Origin of the sequence: Halioglobus sp. Uisw_031 (assembly GCF_047729875.1) — a bacterium.
Classification (GTDB): domain Bacteria; phylum Pseudomonadota; class Gammaproteobacteria; order Pseudomonadales; family Halieaceae; genus Marimicrobium.
The window spans coordinates 3,203,327-3,221,557 of sequence record NZ_CP159826.1 but is presented as its reverse complement, the minus strand read 5'-3'; the positions used below and the strand labels follow the sequence as shown (position 1 = coordinate 3,221,557).

12 protein-coding genes, 2 tRNA genes and 3 rRNA genes are annotated in these 18,231 nt (G+C 50.7%); 9 read left to right on the top strand and 8 right to left on the bottom strand.

Translation table 11 applies throughout. From position 1 onward, the window contains the following. Positions 1-21 precede the first annotated feature (21 nt). On the bottom strand, positions 22-441 hold the full coding sequence (locus ABXT62_RS14570) for a CopD family protein (protein WP_415356004.1): 420 nt from the start codon (positions 439-441) through the stop codon (positions 22-24). Positions 442-476: 35 nt separating this feature from the next. Continuing rightward, positions 477-707, bottom strand: a complete 231-nt coding sequence (locus tag ABXT62_RS14565) for a hypothetical protein (RefSeq protein WP_415356003.1) — start codon at positions 705-707, stop codon at positions 477-479. A gap of 249 nt (positions 708-956) precedes the next feature. Between ABXT62_RS14565 and argC the strand changes: the two genes are divergently transcribed. From argC to erpA, 3 genes are all read left to right on the top strand, one after another. Then, complete coding sequence (argC, locus tag ABXT62_RS14560; RefSeq protein ID WP_415358223.1) at positions 957-1,988, top strand: N-acetyl-gamma-glutamyl-phosphate reductase; 1,032 nt, start codon at positions 957-959, stop codon at positions 1,986-1,988. Between the two features lie 31 nt (positions 1,989-2,019). Further along, positions 2,020-2,745, top strand: coding sequence for a DUF6776 family protein (locus ABXT62_RS14555; RefSeq protein WP_415356002.1), 726 nt, complete (start codon positions 2,020-2,022; stop codon positions 2,743-2,745). Between the two features lie 145 nt (positions 2,746-2,890). Continuing rightward, positions 2,891-3,244, top strand: coding sequence for an iron-sulfur cluster insertion protein ErpA (gene erpA, locus ABXT62_RS14550; RefSeq protein WP_415356001.1), 354 nt, complete (start codon positions 2,891-2,893; stop codon positions 3,242-3,244). Positions 3,245-3,248: 4 nt separating this feature from the next. Here erpA and ABXT62_RS14545 read toward each other — a convergent pair whose 3' ends face one another. Together ABXT62_RS14545 and ABXT62_RS14540 are read right to left on the bottom strand one after the other, a co-directional pair. Further along, the gene (locus ABXT62_RS14545; RefSeq protein ID WP_415356000.1) at positions 3,249-4,382 is read right to left on the bottom strand and encodes an anhydro-N-acetylmuramic acid kinase; all 1,134 of its coding nucleotides are present in this window, start codon (positions 4,380-4,382) and stop codon (positions 3,249-3,251) included. Position 4,383: 1 nt separating this feature from the next. Beyond that, complete coding sequence (locus ABXT62_RS14540) at positions 4,384-5,706, bottom strand: peptidoglycan DD-metalloendopeptidase family protein (protein WP_415355999.1); 1,323 nt, start codon at positions 5,704-5,706, stop codon at positions 4,384-4,386. A gap of 237 nt (positions 5,707-5,943) precedes the next feature. Here ABXT62_RS14540 and tyrS point away from each other — a divergent pair, with 237 nt between their 5' ends. The 6 genes from tyrS to rrf all read left to right on the top strand — a co-directional run bounded on the left by tyrS (position 5,944) and on the right by rrf (position 13,208). Next, positions 5,944-7,239: a tyrosine--tRNA ligase gene (gene tyrS / locus ABXT62_RS14535; protein WP_415355998.1), complete on the top strand. Its 1,296-nt coding sequence runs from the start codon at positions 5,944-5,946 to the stop codon at positions 7,237-7,239. A 541-nt stretch (positions 7,240-7,780) separates the two neighbouring features. Next, a 16S ribosomal RNA gene (locus tag ABXT62_RS14530) occupies positions 7,781-9,314 on the top strand. 102 nt (positions 9,315-9,416) lie between these two features. Next, a tRNA-Ile gene (locus ABXT62_RS14525) sits at positions 9,417-9,493 on the top strand. A gap of 49 nt (positions 9,494-9,542) precedes the next feature. Next, positions 9,543-9,618, top strand: a tRNA-Ala gene (locus ABXT62_RS14520). 397 nt (positions 9,619-10,015) lie between these two features. Continuing rightward, positions 10,016-12,931: ribosomal RNA gene (locus ABXT62_RS14515) — 23S ribosomal RNA — on the top strand. A gap of 161 nt (positions 12,932-13,092) precedes the next feature. After that, positions 13,093-13,208: ribosomal RNA gene (gene rrf, locus ABXT62_RS14510) — 5S ribosomal RNA — on the top strand. Together the 16S, 23S and 5S rRNA genes with 2 tRNA genes alongside form the textbook arrangement of a ribosomal RNA operon. Before the next feature lie 129 nt (positions 13,209-13,337). Here the strand turns inward: rrf and ABXT62_RS14505 are convergent. From ABXT62_RS14505 to ABXT62_RS14490, 4 genes are all read right to left on the bottom strand, one after another. Next, positions 13,338-15,314 carry a bifunctional aldolase/short-chain dehydrogenase gene (locus ABXT62_RS14505; RefSeq protein WP_415355997.1) on the bottom strand — a complete coding sequence of 659 codons (1,977 nt, stop codon included), beginning with the start codon at positions 15,312-15,314 and terminating at the stop codon, positions 13,338-13,340. Between the two features lie 169 nt (positions 15,315-15,483). Beyond that, positions 15,484-16,341, bottom strand: a complete 858-nt coding sequence (locus ABXT62_RS14500; RefSeq protein ID WP_415358222.1) for a sulfotransferase family 2 domain-containing protein — start codon at positions 16,339-16,341, stop codon at positions 15,484-15,486. 115 nt (positions 16,342-16,456) lie between these two features. Then, complete coding sequence (locus tag ABXT62_RS14495; protein ID WP_415355996.1) at positions 16,457-16,909, bottom strand: nuclear transport factor 2 family protein; 453 nt, start codon at positions 16,907-16,909, stop codon at positions 16,457-16,459. A gap of 82 nt (positions 16,910-16,991) precedes the next feature. Continuing rightward, on the bottom strand, positions 16,992-18,038 hold the full coding sequence (locus ABXT62_RS14490; RefSeq protein ID WP_415355995.1) for a radical SAM/SPASM domain-containing protein: 1,047 nt from the start codon (positions 18,036-18,038) through the stop codon (positions 16,992-16,994). Positions 18,039-18,231 lie beyond the last annotated feature (193 nt).

Genomic DNA, 18,231 nt, shown 5'->3' with positions numbered 1-18,231 from the left:
AGCGCGAAATATCCAGTGCCCTCAAAAGGGCTTCACTATCGCCAGGATCACGATGGCGAAGAGGAAGAGTACCGGAACCTCATTAAAAAAGCGGTAGAACACATGATTATGTTGGTTGCGGTGGTCGTTTATCGCTCGGACATAGCGGCCACAGATAATGTGATAAACAATGAGACAGGCGACACCGCCGAGCTTCAGCCACATCCAGCGGGCGGCCAAGTAATAATCCGGGTTCATCGCGATCATGACAATGCCTAGGGCGACGGCAATCACCATAAAAGGAGTGACAAAGCGGTACAGTTTGCGGGCCATAACGGCGAGTTGTTCGCGCACCGCCTGCTGCTCACTGGCAGCGTAGTACACAAAGATTCGGGGCAGGTAAAAAAGACCTGCGAACCAGCACACAACGAATATGATATGGAAGGCCTTCAGCCACAGCATTTTGTTACCTCGTCTGTAACACAGTGTTTAAGCTATTAGAGCATACTTGCCAGCGAGAATTTCTCGATATTCTCTCGGGTTAAGAGATCATGCAATATCTGCTTGCTAGTATTAGGACTGCGTTCATCGATACAAACGGCCTCTGCGGTGTTTGTGCGCCTAATGTCCATAGCCTGACGCACGGTAGCTTGCATTGGGGCAGGGGCAAAAGTCCAGCGTCGGATTTCGGCCAGTGCCGGTAGCGGGTTAGGCAGATCGCGTGCCATCAGGCGCTCACGCGCCCGGAACAGGCCATAATAGAGTCGTCATTGTTCAGCAATCGTCTGTACGGGTTCAGAAAATGGCGCACCGTTGAACTTTAGTGTTTGTCAAAAGGAGAATATTACCAGTTATCTTGCAGCGTATTACTTTTATACTATTGGCCTGCCGTTTTGGGCTCGATAGATAGCCCTTTGCGTTACTCGACCTGCGAAGCGGGTCGGCGAAGTTACCCTAGGACGAGTGTGGATAGAGACATGGTGAAGGTGGGCATAGTTGGAGGTACTGGTTATACAGGGGTTGAGTTGCTGCGCCTGTTAGCCACGCATGACGAGGCAGAGGTGGTCGTCATAACCTCACGTGCGGAGTGTGGTCGACGGGTCGATGATTTGTTTCCTAACCTGCGTGGATACTATGATCTGATTTTTCAGGAGCCTGATGTGGGGACACTGGGGGCTTGCGATATAGTCTTTTTCGCTACGCCACATAATGTTGCTATGAATCTGGTGCCGGAATTGCTGGCTGCTGGCGCCAGAGTTGTGGATTTATCGGCAGATTATCGTATTCGAGATGCTGGTTTGTGGTCCCAATGGTACGGTGAAGCGCATGCGAGTCCCGAGCTGCTGGCCGAAGCGGTATACGGCTTGCCGGAGCTTAACCGTGAGAAGATCGCAGCCGCCCGTCTGGTGGCTTGCCCGGGCTGTTACCCGACGTCGGTGCAATTGGGCTTTATGCCGCTGTTGGCGCGCGGCTTGGTGGATACCCAACACCTTATTGCGAGCTCAGCATCGGGCGTTAGCGGTGCTGGACGTCAGGCCAATATTGACAATTTACTCAGTGAGACGGCAGACAGTTTCAAGGCTTACGGGGTGAATGGGCACCGTCATCTTCCGGAGATCGAACAGGGTTTGTCGGATATTGCCGCGCAACAGGCCCATGTAACCTTTGTGCCGCACCTGTTGCCGATCGTGCGCGGTATTCACTCGACATTGTTTGCGCAATTGCGAGGCGAGGCTGAAGACCTGCAGGCGCTGTATGAAGATTGGTATGCCCAAGAGCCGTTTGTCGATGTAATGCCAGCGGGTATCTTCCCGCAAACACGTACGGTAAAAGGCGCAAACAGGTGCCAGATTTCGGTAGCGGTGCCGCAAGATAGGAGCACAGTGGTGGTCATGGTAACCATAGATAATCTGGTTAAGGGTGCGTCTGGGCAGGCTGTTCAAAATATGAATATCATGCTCGGTCTGAATGAGAAGGCAGGCTTGCATCAGATTGGCCTGTTGCCCTGAGATCCCGCTGGCAGATGAGCAAGACGTCTTTATGATCACCCGCTTTTTTAGCCAACCTGGACTAAATGCGGTCCTCCTATCACTGCTACTTCTTGCCCTGGCGCTATTAGCAGGCATTTATATAGGTTGGGTCATGGCTCACAAGGAGATGGGCGTCAGTCCTCGGCACGGGCCAGACAGCGCACAATTGGAGCTGTCAGCCCTGCGCGAAAAACTCACTGTTGTGCGCGGCGATATTCAGGCGCAGCGTACCCGAAGTCATGTCGATAGTCGGGCTCTGGAGCTGGTGCGTAGTGAGATGGTTGCCCAAAAGGAGCTGACCGCAAGCCTCGAAGAAGGCTTACAGTTCTTCCGAAGCCTGATGGTATCCGAGAGCGACACCACCGGCCTAAGCCTGCGTGATCCTGAATTAGTGGCAGGTGGGTCCCCGAACCGCATCGAATACCGTATCTTTGTTCAGCATCAATCTCGCACACACGAGACGGTCGAGGGAACCTTATCATTGCAGGTGCTTGGATTCGAGGGGGAAAAGGAGGTCAGCTACGCGTTGCCGCAGTTGTCAGAAGAGACTGACGATGGGGCTATGCCGCTGTATTTCCGATATTTTCAGGCTGTAGAAGGCGTCCTGACACTGCCAAAAGGCTTTGAACCCATCCGGTTAATTGTGGCGGCGGATGTCAGTAAGCCACGTAAAATAAAAGTCAGGGAAGATTTTCCCTGGGTGTTGCAAAAGCAATTCATCAATATTGGGGAGTAACGAGGCCGCCAGTGCATCGAATAGTGCGCTTCTTATTGTTGTCGAATCAGAGCTTCACGACTAAAGTTGACTAATTTACTCGGAATTAACATAATAATACCCCGTAATACTATGAAGCGGTCTTTACCGGCTTTGGAAAATACTGATGTCTGTCGCTGAAACATTCAATCCGTCGAGCATAAACCTCTCCGCTCGTGCCATACAAAAAGTACGTGACTTGGTGGCAGAAGAAGAAAATGACCAGCTCAAGCTGCGCGTGTTCATTACCGGCGGTGGCTGTTCTGGCTTTCAGTATGGTTTTACCTTCGATGAACTCAGCGCGGATGACGACACGGCTCTAGAAGCAGATGGCGTTACCCTGCTCGTGGATCCCATGAGTTTACAATACCTTACTGGATCGGTAGTCGATTACACCGAGGGATTAGAAGGCTCGCGTTTTGTCGTTAGCAATCCTAACGCCACGGCCACGTGTGGCTGTGGCTCATCCTTTTCGGTCTAGCATTTTAGATCCCGCTCAGGTAGATACCCCCTAATATTCTCGCCCCGCTGGCCCCTGTCACCGCCGGAGAATTGCCGCTTAGGCCCTCGAGAGTGCGGCTGGCAAGCCAGGCAAAAGTCACGGCTTCTACCCAGTCCGGGTCCATTCCGATGGCTAAAGTGTTAGCTAACGTTGCGGGTGCTAGGCACTGTGTCAGACGCTGCATCAGATGTGAGTTATGGCTGCCGCCGCCGCAAATATACACTTCGGAAACCTTCAGCGGACAGCTTCTGATTGCTCTGGTAATACTGATGCAGGTGAATTCCATCAGGGTGGTTTGCACGTCCGTTGCGGTGATGGGATCGAGCTCAGCTAATTGACTGTCAAGCCAAGCGAGGTTGAATGCCTCTTTGCCCGTACTGCGAGCCCCCGTTTTACTGAAATAGCTATGAGCCAACAGTTTGTCCAATAGTACTTGGTGGACCTGCCCGGCCGAAGACCACCGGCCATCATGGTCATAAGGTTTTTCACGGTGACGCGCGATCCAGTGATCTAGCAGGGTATTCCCCGGGCCGGTATCGAATCCCATCAGCAACTCGCTGCCATCGAGAATAGAAGCGTTTGCAATGCCACCGATATTAACGACAGCGCGACCGACACCGGGTTTTGCGAAGGCTGCCGCATGGAACGCTGGCGCGAGTGGCGCGCCTTCCCCGCCTGCGGCAATATCCCTGCGCCGAAAGTCTGCAATGGTGGTTATGCCTGTTTTTTCGGCAATAGTGTTGGGGTCACCGATCTGCAGGCTGAAGCTCGTCTCGCCGCTGACAGCGGCGGACGGCGGCCGATGACGGATGGTCTGTCCGTGGCTTCCAATCGCTTTGATGTCTTCAGGCTGCTTGTTGGCTAAGTCCAGTAGTTGCATTGTGGCTTTTGCGAACAGTAGCCCGAGCGCTCGGTCGAGCACTCCCATTCGTTCGATTTCGTCTGGACCAGAGTGGCTTATCGCTGCGATCTGGCTTTTAACTTGCGGGGGAATAGCGTGCTCATGAGTTGCAATAACCACCACCTGATCACCGTGACAGCGCACCAGAGCGCAGTCTATAGCATCCACGCTGGTGCCGGACATTAAGCCGACATAAAGCGGATCGCTGGCGCTCAAGTTAGTTGAGAGCGTCGTTAGAGCTGGAGGAATTGTACATTGCCATATTATTGTTGGCGTTCAGAATGGCAAGCTGCGTGTTCGCTTTCTTGATAGTCTGACGGAAATCCGCCATTTCGTTTTCTGGAAGAGCGCTGGCTTTGGGCAAATCCTTATACACGGTGCGAGGGTTGCGATGCTTGCCATTCACGAGGAACTCATAATGAAGATGCGGGCCAGTGGCCGCGCCAGTAGAGCCTACGGTTCCCAGCACCTGACCCTGCGAGACGCTCTGTCCTGATTTCACTCTACGCTTATGCAGGTGGAGATATCTGGTAACGTACTTGTCCCCGTGCCTGACGAAAACATAGTTACCGTTAGCACGGGTGTAGCCCGCTTGGACTACACGTCCATCCCCAGCGGCATAAACCGGCGTACCAGTGGGGGCAGCATAATCGGTTCCTCTATGTGGGCGTACTGTCTTGTAGATAGGGTGCAGGCGGCGCATGTTAAAGTTTGAGCTGACCCGGGTAAAATCAAGGGGTGCCATGAGGAAGGCTTTGCGCATGCTGACCCCGTCTTCATTGTAATAATTGGTATCCGCGTTCACATCTGTGTAGCGAAAGGCATTAAATGTTTCACCTTGGTTAGTGAATGAAGCAGCAATAATTTCACCGTCTTTGAATTTTTTGTCATCCAGAAAAAGCTCCTCGTAAACCAATTGCACTGTATCGCCTTTGCGAGTGTCGAGCGCGAAATCGATAACGCCGCCAAAAATATTGGCCATGTCTAAAATCATACGTTGAGACAGGCCTGCTTTTTCTCCTGCAAGAAATAGAGATGAGTCGATGATGCCGGTCGCCCAAGTTTCCCGGGACTTTGGAGAGCGAAGTACAGTCTGGCTCACAAAGCCAGCGTTAGTGCGCAAGTAGGTCACCGATTCCAGTGGAGACTTAATATGGCGAAGCCCCACAAGTTCGCCGGAGTCGTCAGGCTTAAAGGCAATAGTTTGACCTGGAAGGATTCGGACTAGAGATTTGCCGTCTTGTGGCTGGCTTGTTATGTTATGGATTTCCTGATTGCTGTAGCCGGCCCGCTGTAATATTTGCGAGAGGGTTTCACCCTGTTTTACGATTTTCTCGCGCCAGGACGGCGCTGCTGGTGCGGACAATTCGGCCGTTTTTTCGTGGGCCGAATTTGGAGCTGCACCGTGAAGTGTTTCCAGTTGTTGTGTGCTTTCTAATGGCGTCTCAAGTTGGGCAGACTCTCCTCCGCCGTTAAAGTCGGTCAGTGACTTGAACGTCACCCCTGACACAATCGCAATGGCAGCAGTTATCGCTAACAATCGTCCTCGTGACATCTGAGGCGTTGGCGATTGATGATGCCATCTGACCGCGCCCCGATTTTTTTGCTTAGCTTCTAACATGGCTCAAAAAATTTTATTTGCAGCGAGATCATTAGTATATTTGAAACAGTCGGAATTTCAACCTCCCGAAGAACGCGGAAGCTTGCTTTTGAGGGAATGTGTTGTATCGTTGGCTCCGTCGGTTTCTGAGGAACCATTGAATTAGGAACGAACCCTATGAGCAGAGCTCTACTCGATGATCTTCATGCCCGTGGACTCATCTTTCAGGTGGCTGGAGAGGATGAGCTTCCCGACTGGTTAGAGGGGGGACCCCGCACGCTTTACTGTGGTTTTGACCCTACCGCTGACAGTTTGCATATAGGGACACTCGTGCCCTTGCTGATGCTGCGACGCTTCCAATTAGCGGGACACAAACCATTGGCTTTGGTGGGCGGCGCGACGGGCCTCATAGGCGATCCAAGTTTTAAGACCCAGGAGCGACAGTTGAATACCCCTGAGGTGATCAGCGGCTGGGTAGACAAAATCAAGAAGCAGGTTTCCTTGTTCATCGATTTCGAAGCGGGTGATGTGTCAGCCGAGGTCGTGAATAACCTGGACTGGACGGCAGAGATGGATGTATTAACCTTTCTGCGTGACGTCGGCAAACATTTCTCTGTCAACGCAATGATACAAAAAGAGTCGGTGAAACAGCGTATCGAGCGTGACGGCAGCGGTATCAGCTTTACCGAATTTGCTTATATGATTCTGCAATCCTACGACTTTGCAGAGCTAAATCATCGCTATGATTGCACTTTACAGCTGGGTGGCTCTGATCAGTGGGGCAATATTACCGGCGGTATAGACCTTACTCGTCGGCTCCACGGCAATCAGGTTTTTGGCCTAACCATGCCCTTGATTACAAAAGCCGATGGTACGAAGTTTGGCAAGACCGAATCAGGTACTGTCTGGCTTGACGCGCAGCGCACATCCCCTTATGCGTTTTACCAGTTTTGGTTGTCTGCATCTGATGCGGATGCCTACAAATTCCTGAAATACTTTACCTTTGTTGATGTTGAGGACATTAACGCCATTGAGCGTTCTGATGCTGAGCGCGATGGCCGCCCTGAAGCGCAGGCACTGCTGGCAAGTGAAGTTACAAGGCTGGTACATGGGCAGGACGGCCTCGATGCGGCCAAGCGAATTACCGAGTCTCTGTTTAGTGGGACTATAGGCGCGCTGACAGAAGGTGATGTTTTGCAGCTGCGCCAGGATGGACTTCCCGCGAGTACTATCGCGCGCGCTGACTTTCCTGACACGCTTACCCAGTTACTCGCTGATGCCGAGATGGTGACCTCTGGTAAGCAGGTCAAAGACGCCCTCGGCCGAAAAGCCGTAACCGTTAATGACCGCATTCTGGGTCTGGAGGACAACGGTAAGGTGTCCGATTGTTTCCTGTCGGTGCACGCTGTGTTCGGTCGCTTCTATCTAGTCAAGCTGGGAAAGAAAAAATATCACCTGTTTGAAGTGACTTAGGGTCAGCGGACTAACTTATCGCGCTTGTGTGTGTCTATATTTTGACCACCTTGCAGGAAACCCCTTGTCTCTTTTTTGTTTATCTCGAACCCGATGTTTATCGTTTTTGCCCGATTAAATAGCAATATTTCTAGGCTTTATTGTCGTCGGCAAGAAGTGTCCGAACTCGCAAAAGTGCAAGTGCGAGTTGCAGCTCTTGGCATTTTTAAAAGAAAGTTGGTGTATTTGCAAATATAGGGTTGCCTGCGTGACGTTGCTGGGTATAATGCGCCTCCCCGATGAGGCAGGTCCTCACCGGTTATCTGCGCCCTTAGCGGCAGCAGATGTTGTTTAACAAGAAGATGAAGACAGATGTGTGGGCACTTGTTGGGATAGTTGTCACAACTATTCAGATGCAACAAGTGACTCATTAATTCATAGTAATTTTTGATTTTCGAATTGTATCTGAGCTGATGATTTGAAGGGTGAAGCGAGGTACTCGCGTAATCCTTCCCTCTTGTCTTGAGCCTGTAACAGGGTAAGATGGCAGAGGTTAAAGATTAAACTGAAGAGTTTGATCATGGCTCAGATTGAACGCTGGCGGCAGGCCTAACACATGCAAGTCGAGCGCGAAAAGCCTTCGGGCTGAGTAAAGCGGCGGACGGGTGAGTAACGCGTAGGAATCTACCTGGTAGTGGGGGACAACTTGGGGAAACTCAAGCTAATACCGCATACGCCCTAAGGGGGAAAGCGGGGGACCTTCGGGCCTCGCGCTATCGGATGAGCCTGCGTAGGATTAGCTAGTTGGTGGGGTAAAGGCCCACCAAGGCGACGATCCTTAGCTGGTCTGAGAGGATGATCAGCCACACTGGAACTGAGACACGGTCCAGACTCCTACGGGAGGCAGCAGTGGGGAATATTGCGCAATGGGCGAAAGCCTGACGCAGCCATGCCGCGTGTGTGAAGAAGGCCTTAGGGTTGTAAAGCACTTTCAATTGGGAAGAAAAGTTTGTCGTTAATAGCGCCAAGCTCTGACATTACCTTTAGAAGAAGCACCGGCTAACTCCGTGCCAGCAGCCGCGGTAATACGGAGGGTGCGAGCGTTAATCGGAATTACTGGGCGTAAAGCGCGCGTAGGCGGTTTGTTAAGTCAGCTGTGAAAGCCCCGGGCTCAACCTGGGAACTGCAGTTGATACTGGCCGACTAGAGTACGAGAGAGGGAGGTAGAATTCCATGTGTAGCGGTGAAATGCGTAGATATATGGAGGAATACCAGTGGCGAAGGCGGCCTCCTGGCTCGATACTGACGCTGAGGTGCGAAAGCGTGGGGATCAAACAGGATTAGATACCCTGGTAGTCCACGCCGTAAACGATGTCTACTAGCCGTTGGGAGACTTGATTTCTTAGTGGCGCAGCTAACGCAATAAGTAGACCGCCTGGGGAGTACGGCCGCAAGGTTAAAACTCAAATGAATTGACGGGGGCCCGCACAAGCGGTGGAGCATGTGGTTTAATTCGATGCAACGCGAAGAACCTTACCAGGTCTTGACATCCTGCGAATTTTCTAGAGATAGATTAGTGCCTTCGGGAACGCAGTGACAGGTGCTGCATGGCTGTCGTCAGCTCGTGTCGTGAGATGTTGGGTTAAGTCCCGTAACGAGCGCAACCCTTGTCCTTAGTTGCCAGCACATAATGGTGGGAACTCTAAGGAGACTGCCGGTGACAAACCGGAGGAAGGTGGGGACGACGTCAAGTCATCATGGCCCTTACGACCTGGGCTACACACGTGCTACAATGGAACGCACAGAGGGCTGCAAAGGCGCGAGCTGGAGCGAATCCCACAAAACGTTTCGTAGTCCGGATTGGAGTCTGCAACTCGACTCCATGAAGTCGGAATCGCTAGTAATCGTGAATCAGAATGTCACGGTGAATACGTTCCCGGGCCTTGTACACACCGCCCGTCACACCATGGGAGTGGGTTGCAAAAGAAGTGGGTAGACTAACCTTCGGGAGGTCGCTCACCACTTTGTGATTCATGACTGGGGTGAAGTCGTAACAAGGTAGCCCTAGGGGAACCTGGGGCTGGATCACCTCCTTAAACGATGTTGGCGCTACCTAATGAGTGCTCACACATTTGTCTTCATCTAATTCGGTTGATGCGACGGTATCGCCAGCTCGTCTGCGAGCGTTATTTTTTTGCAGGCCTGTAGCTCAGTTGGTTAGAGCGCACCCCTGATAAGGGTGAGGTCGGCAGTTCAAATCTGCCCAGGCCTACCAAACACGGTTTGGTTTACTTGGTAGACTTTGAGATTGCTGGAAGGACTCCGGGGCTATAGCTCAGCTGGGAGAGCGCCTGCCTTGCACGCAGGAGGTCAGCGGTTCGATCCCGCTTAGCTCCACCATCTTATCCAAAGTGGATATATTGCATCAACGAGATCAGAAAGAAGTCTGTTTTTATGAGCAGGCTTCTTTCTGGTTTTTACAGCCGGAACGTTCTTTAACAAGGTAGATTAAGCTGAATCTTTGAGCTGACATAAAGCACTTTGGTGAGTTATGCGGTTCATTGATAAATTGTTCTGTGATGACGGGTTTCAATTCCCTGTTGTCACAACGAGTTGTAATAAACATTGTGACTTAAGCGTCACAAACATCCGGCGGGTGTGCACTTTGATCGGTGTACATCTACTAGTACCTGGCCTGTGTTAAGGGGGTCGGGGAACTGTTTTCTTGGGATGTCTTTTGTTGTTTGAAAGGCATGATCTCTTGTAGTTTGAGAGAAACAGATAACTTCGGTTATATGGTCAAGTGACTAAGCGTATACGGTGGATGCCTTGGCAGTCAGAGGCGATGAAGGACGTTGTAGCCTGCGAAAAGCTTCGGGGAGTCGGCAAACAGACTTTGATCCGGAGATGTCCGAATGGGGAAACCCACCTGGTGTAAGCCAGGTACCTTGCACTGAATACATAGGTGTAAGGAGCGAACGAGGGGAACTGAAACATCTAAGTACCCTTAGGAAAAGAAATCAATTGAGATTCCCCCAGTAGCGGCGAGCGACCGGGGAGTAGCCTGCAAGTGATAGCAGTTGGGTTAGTGGAACGGTCTGGAAAGTCCGGCGATAGAGGGTGATAGCCCCGTACACGAAAACCTGATTGTGATACTAAGCTTGCGACAAGTAGGTCGGGACACGAGTTATCTTGACTGAACATGGGGGGACCATCCTCCAAGGCTAAATACTACTGACTGACCGATAGTGAACCAGTACCGTGAGGGAAAGGCGAAAAGAACCCCGGAGAGGGGAGTGAAATAGAACCTGAAACCGTATACGTACAAGCAGTGGGAGCAGACTTGTTCTGTGACTGCGTACCTTTTGTATAATGGGTCAGCGACTTATTGTCTGTAGCAAGCTTAACCGTTTAGGGGAGGCGTAGGGAAACCGAGTCTTAATAGGGCGTCATAGTTGCAGGCAATAGACCCGAAACCGGGCGATCTAGCCATGGGCAGGTTGAAGGTTGAGTAACATCAACTGGAGGACCGAACTCACGTATGTTGAAAAATGCGGAGATGACCTGTGGCTCGGAGTGAAAGGCTAATCAAGCCCGGAGATAGCTGGTTCTCCTCGAAATCTATTTAGGTAGAGCGTCGTGTCTTACCCTGGGGGGTAGAGCACTGTTTCGGCTAGGGGGTCATCCCGACTTACCAACCCGATGCAAACTCCGAATACCCAGGAGTACAATCACGGCAGACAGACTGCGGGTGCTAACGTCCGTTGTCAAAAGGGAAACAACCCAGACCGCCAGCTAAGGTCCCTAATACCAGTTAAGTGGGAAACGATGTGGGAAGGCTTAGACAGCTAGGAGGTTGGCTTAGAAGCAGCCATCCTTTAAAGAAAGCGTAATAGCTCACTAGTCGAGTCGGCCTGCGCGGAAGATATAACGGGGCTAAATTGGTAACCGAAGCTGCGGATGCGTGCTTGCACGCATGGTAGAGGAGCGTTCTGTAAGCCGTTGAAGGTGAACCGGGAGGTTTGCTGGAGGTATCAGAAGTGCGAATGCTGACATGAGTAACGATAAAGGGGGTGAAAAACCCCCTCGCCGGAAGATCAAGGTTTCCTGTCCAACGCTAATCGGGACAGGGTGAGTCGGCCCCTAAGGCGAGGCAGAAATGCGTAGTCGATGGGAAGCGGGTTAACATTCCCGCACTTCTTATTATTGCGATGGAGGGACGGAGTAGGCTAGACCATCAGGGCGTTGGTTGTCCCTGTTTAAGGTTGTAGGTCAGTATCTTAGGTAAATCCGGGATACTCTCTTTAGTGAGGAGACTGAGAACTGATGACGAGTTCTGGCGAAAGTCAGAATGAAGTGGTTGATGCCATGCTTCCAAGAAAAGCTTCTAAGCTTCAGGTAATAAGGAACCGTACTGTAAACCGACACAGGTGATCAGGTAGAGAATACCAAGGCGCTTGAGAGAACTCGGGTGAAGGAACTAGGCAAAATGGTACCGTAACTTCGGGAGAAGGTACGCCGGCTTTGGTGATGGGACTTGCTCCCTAAGCTGAGGCTGGTCGAAGTGACCAGGTGGCTGCGACTGTTTATTAAAAACATAGCACTCTGCAAACACGTAAGTGGACGTATAGGGTGTGACGCCTGCCCGGTGCCGGAAGGTTAATTGATGGGGTTATCTTCGGAGAAGCTCTTGATCGAAGCCCCGGTAAACGGCGGCCGTAACTATAACGGTCCTAAGGTAGCGAAATTCCTTGTCGGGTAAGTTCCGACCTGCACGAATGGCGTAACGATGGCCACACTGTCTCCACCCGAGACTCAGTGAAATTGAAATTGCGGTTAAGATGCCGTATACCCGCGGCTAGACGGAAAGACCCCGTGAACCTTTACTATAGCTTCACACTGGACTCTGACTTTACTTGTGTAGGATAGCTGGGAGGCTTTGAAGCGATGGCGCTAGCTGTTGTGGAGCCAACCTTGAAATACCAGCCTGGTAACGTTGGGGTTCTAACCTAGGTCCATTATCTGGATTGGGGACAGTGTGTGGTGGGTAGTTTGACTGGGGCGGTCTCCTCCCAAAGAGTAACGGAGGAGCACGAAGGTGCGCTAAGCATGGTCGGAAATCATGCGGTTAGTGTAATGGCATAAGCGTGCTTGACTGCGAGTCTGACAAGACGAGCAGGTACGAAAGTAGGTCATAGTGATCCGGTGGTTCTGAATGGAAGGGCCATCGCTCAACGGATAAAAGGTACTCCGGGGATAACAGGCTGATACCGCCCAAGAGTTCACATCGACGGCGGTGTTTGGCACCTCGATGTCGGCTCATCACATCCTGGGGCTGAAGCCGGTCCCAAGGGTATGGCTGTTCGCCATTTAAAGTGGTACGCGAGCTGGGTTTAGAACGTCGTGAGACAGTTCGGTCCCTATCTGCCGTGGGCGTTGGAGAATTGAGGGAAGCTGCTCCTAGTACGAGAGGACCGGAGTGGACGAACCCCTGGTGTTCGGGTTGTCACGCCAGTGGCATTGCCCGGTAGCTACGTTCGGACAGGATAACCGCTGAAAGCATCTAAGCGGGAAGCCCCTCCCAAGACTAGTTCTCCCTGGGAATTTAATTCCCCTGAAGGGCCGTAGAAGACTACTACGTTGATAGGCTGGGTGTGTAAGCGCTGTGAGGCGTTGAGCTAACCAGTACTAATTGCCCGTGAGGCTTGACCATATAATCCAAGTTATTTGTAGTGATACAGATGAGAAGACAGCGGATGTTGTGATTGAGTCCAGTGTTAAGACAAGAACAGACAGCTTAATTTACCCCCCTATTTGAGTGAACCGTGGCGCTGAGTAATCAGGTGAGACCCAAAGGACACTTAAGCCAGTTTGCCTGGCGACCATAGAGCATTGGAACCACCTGATCCCATCCCGAACTCAGAAGTGAAACGATGTATCGCCGATGGTAGTGTGGGGTTTCCCCATGTGAGAGTAGGTCATTGCCAGGCTTTAATTTTAAATCCCGCTGCGTCCGTGCTGCGGGATTTTTTTATGGGCGATGAAACAGGATGAGGAGCTTCGCCGAATCGGGGGAGGGTTACGGCGGCATAATTGTTAAACAGTGCGCTATAACAGGCTTAGATCACCCTGTCACTGCCTCCATCGATAGGTATTTGCGCGCCCGTCGTCGCTGTAAAAATATCGCTTGCCACTGTAGAGAGTAGGCGTCCGACATTAGCGGCACTGATTGTTTTACCAAGCAAGTTTTTAGTTTTGTATTCCTCAACGCTCATGTCGTAACGGGCGGCAGAGCTGGCCAGTGTCTCATCCGTCCACAATGCGGTATCGAAAACAGCATCTGGGTGGACAATGTTAACCCTGATGCCATCAGCAGCGAGCTCCAGCGCAGCGACACGCGCTAGCTGCGTAATACCTGCCTTGCTAACTGAGTATGCTGCGGCTCCAGGCCCTGGTGCTGCGTAGTTGCGGGAGCCTACAATTAGAATGGAAGGGTCTATGCCTAATTTTAAATAGGGAATCGTCGCGGTCATAAACCGTTGTGTGGCGGTGAGGTTAATGTCCAAGGTTTGATCCCATGTGAGCTCTGTGTGCTCTTCGATTCGCTCACCCGCCTTAAAAATACCTGCATTGCAGACGACAATATCCAAGCCGCCGTAAAGTGAGATGACATGGTCTACAGCGGATGTAATGGCCTTGCTGTCGGTTAAGTCACATTCTAGTCCCCTCATGCCGTCGCGGCCCAATTGGCTAACCACCTCTGAGTTGATGTCGAGCCCGACTACGACAGCCCCTTCAGCAGCAAGTGCTTCGCAGGTCGCTTTGCCTATTCCACTGTATGCACCAGTAACAATCGCTACTTTACCTTGGTGGTGCTTTTTAGACGCACTGCCCTTTCCCAGTTTTGCTTGTTCAAGAACCCAGTACTCTAGTTCAAAAATATCTTTTTCCGAGAGCGCCTGCCAGCCTCCTACCGACTCCCCAATCTGCACAGCTTGTCGAGTATGCCTGGCGATATCAGAAATGATATTGCACTCTTTGACGCTGCTGCCGAACGCTATGGATCCTGCGTTGCGCCAAATACCCACGCGGGGAGCCGGATCAAGTATCTGCAGTTGCGGAGTACGGTTTTCTTCGAAGTATTTCTTGTAGTCAGTAACGTACTGATGAATCTCCGGAATGCCCTCAGCGGGTTTGGCACCGATGACTACCGGAATTCTCTTGGTGCGAATGACGTGGTCAGGCGTTATTGGCCCTCTAGAAGAAATCTCGGCGACAGTGTCCAATGCGGAATATCCCTGTGCATCAGGTGATTGATCGAGAATCCCTAGTTGCGCTTCACCGCGGGCGAGTGACACGGCATTGCGAATACGCGCGAGGTCTAGTAAATCAACTTCATGTTCTGCTGTCGCAATGCGGGTGGTCCCGTTTTCAGTAATGTAGGCCTCCGCTCGGGATACCAGCTCAATCATATTTTCATAGGCGATTTTGGCTTCATCACTGTAGGTGAATACCCCGTGATGCATAAGGATGACGCCTTTGTAATGGTTTGGATCGTTTTGCTTAATCGCTTCGTTAACTTGTCTTGAAAGAATGAACCCCGGCATCACATAGGGCAGTATCAGGCAGTCAGGAAAAACCGCTTCGAGTATACGTTTTCCCTGTGGGTTATTGCTCAGGGTGATAATGGCATCGGTGTGGGTGTGGTCAATGAACTTCGAGGGTAAAATGGCGTGTAGTATCGCTTCAACAGAGGGGGAGGGGGCTGATGGATCAAGCATTAGAGCACGTAATTGTTGAGTCATGTCCGTGTCGGAGAGTGTCTCAAGCTCCGCGAGCATCTGTGTTTCCTGCAGTTTGATCGCCGGAAATCCAGGCTTTTCGATGGTTTCCAAGTCCCAACCGCTACCCTTTACATACAACACCTTAAGTGTTCTACCGAAAAAGTCGTTTGTGGTGGCCTTGACTGAAGTGTTTCCTCCTCCGTGCATGACGAGATTTTCATCTGAGCCTAATAGCCTTGAAGAGTATACGCGCATGCCAAGGTCATCATCACTAAAGGCCGCCGCGGCCTCGTCGTTCCACAGACTCTTCATTGTTTATACTCCAGATAAAAAGTTGAATTATTGGTGGTCAAGTGAGCAATTCTATTTCCTCACAGAGAGGTTGAAACGTCAAAAAAATATCTTCGGTTTACTGCAAAGAATAAGACCGACTTATCTGATCATTCTTTTAAGCCCAATTTACGGTGGTATTTTTCCAGGCTCAGATCGAAAGCGATCTAGCATACTCGTACAGTTGCATATCAAAAGTGTTGTCGTCAGCAATACGGTTTCGAAACGCGGTTGAAATGACTTCGTCTTCTCCGACATGCCGATGCGGCTCAGATGTGATCTTCCAGCCATATCGCTCTACTAGTTTCGAGAGAAATCGATTGTAGTGTGCGGTGACCCCTACCAATTCTATCGCGGAAAGATTCTTCTTTGCGATAGCTAGCCTGCTCTCGTCAACATTGATTACGCCTGTGCTTGCGGCGACCCACTCAAGAGAAAATCGACCGGGCGCAGTCTTTTGAAGCATTTTAATCTCTGAAGAGAAGCTTTGTGCATCGCCCAAATCCTGCCTCTTCGGCAACGCTGTTGAGGAAGGTAAGAAACGTTCTTCAGCCATAGCTTCTCGGGCAGACATGGAGAAAATCTTGGTCTGATAGTTGCCGATGAAGGAACCATGGAACCATGGATCTTCATAAATTTTTTCTAAAGGTTGCTCCATATGTTCTATGTGGTATCGGCGACAATGCTTGAGATAGGATATGGTGCGTTCGATGGGATCGCGCAGCAGAGTTAGGGTTATATAGTCGCTCTCGAGCAATGATCGCACCGCATAGGGAACATGGCCAAGCACTATTCGTAGTTGGTCTTTCAGTGCATTGACGTCAGCAACAAATCTTGGAACATGCAGATAAGCATCGATTCGATCGAAAAATTCTGTATCAGCATTGATGTAGGCTTCTGGATAGCGTTGCTCGGTAGTGAAGTTGGCGCTAAGAACCTCAGAAAATGAAGTCCCACCGGCTTTCATCACGTGAATAAACAAGAATTTATCTTTCTGAGGAAGGGTCATCATATGTCGGAAATTATGTTTGCTCTAGCCGCTGATTAGAATTCAACATCCGCTCTCTCGAGTCGCGATCAGCACTAATGCTTCACTCAATGAGTGAAAAGAAACGAGTGGAGAGTTACGCAATGCCGCTGGCATCATAGAGTAGGTGGGCAGACAAATCGCCGACTAAATCAACGATCATTTCTCGGCTTGAAAATTGCCATTGGTTTTCGGTCTTGCGAAAACGGTCTTTGTACCTTCCACTGATAATTGGCTGCAAAGGGAGGGAGTCAGTTGCCTGGATCACCGTATAATAAGAGCGTGCGCTGGCTTCCATGCCGCCCTCATCAATCTCAATAATGACGTTGGTCGTCAGGTGTTTAGTTTGTGGTGTGGCCGTGGACTCATACAGGCGGGTCGAAGTTTGATACATCTCTAATACTTCGTCGAAACCTGTTCGCCGAACATCATGCGCTGCTGAAAAAATTTCGGCAGCATGAAAAAGCGCGGCTACACCTTCCAGGTCGCCATTGTCAATTCGTTCAGCATAGCTGTAAATTAAATTCTCAACTTGACGACTATCTTCCATGCATCCGTCTCCATATGGAATTAGGTGAAGGCCGCAGCGCGATGGCGATAGAACGCGAGCGCAATACATACGGCTGAAATTCTTAGTGCGTAGTGACCAGCGGAATAATATTGGCTGGCAGGATGCCGTCCGGATGGCGATCGCCGTACTTGAGCAATTCATCAAGGGCATCGTCGATCTCCTGACTGCCTGCGCGAAGTGACTGCCTTAGTATATCGACTTCTTCTGCTGAGACTTCGCCACGGTTGAGTGCCCGTAGCTCTTCAGTGAGCATATTGATGGGGTCATGGTTGCAGGTTTTACAGACCGGTTCGCGGCTTACGACCATGGCCAATTTTTTCCGGGTAACCTGCAGGAAACTGTAATCGAAGACAGAACCAAGGCTGGCCTGCTTGCGCCAGTCGGAACAACATAAGTAGTAGTTGCCATCATATCCAATAAACAAGAAGCCCCATGGCGCTCCGCACAGTGGCTGAGTACCACCTACGGTTAATTCGTGGCGAGCCTGAACCATTTCGGTATACTGTTCAAATTGCATGTGCTCGACAAAAAGAGCCCCCCCACGATTGATAACATTGTAGTCGTGAAAATTCTTTAGACCACGTTCCCGCCAGAAGGCCTCCATAGCCTTAATGTGATCTCTGTCCTCACGGTGATCAACGAGAATGATTACGGGAGTGCATTTGCCCTGCGCCAATTCCGCAAAACGGGTGATATTTGCACACGTTTTATCAAAAGGGAGGCTATAGATACGCTCATATTCCTCGTGGACATCGGAAATGTTGAGGTAAATCTCATCCAAGCCGGCATCAAGGAGTTCGTGTGCTTTGTCTTCTGTAAGTAGTGCGCCGTTTGATGACATGGAACATTTAAAACCGGCACGCTTGACCTTCTCAACGAAAGATACCGTATTTTTATTGAGAAGCGGCTCACCCAGTCCACAAAGACTGACGGTTAGCTCCAGCCCTGACACATCGTTCACTACTGTACGGTACTCGACTGCGCGAGCCAGTGCTCTGTCGAACGTGTCAACGTCCATGATACCCTGATGAGGAGTAGCATCCCTCGGGCAAAAATGGCACGTTGCATTACATCGATTGGTGATCTCGATGTCGATGGTAAGAAACATGATTTCTTTAATTCCCTATTTATTCCAAAAATGATTGCACTTAAAGCGCTAGCCTGTCAAGAACAGCGCCAATAAATGCGTTAATTTCAGCTTAATAATGCATTGTTTTCGAAATAGGAGGAGGATGATCGCGGCAAAGCGGTCACTCGAGGCTGCAGTCTAGTTCTCATGGGCATAGTAACCACACAAAAAA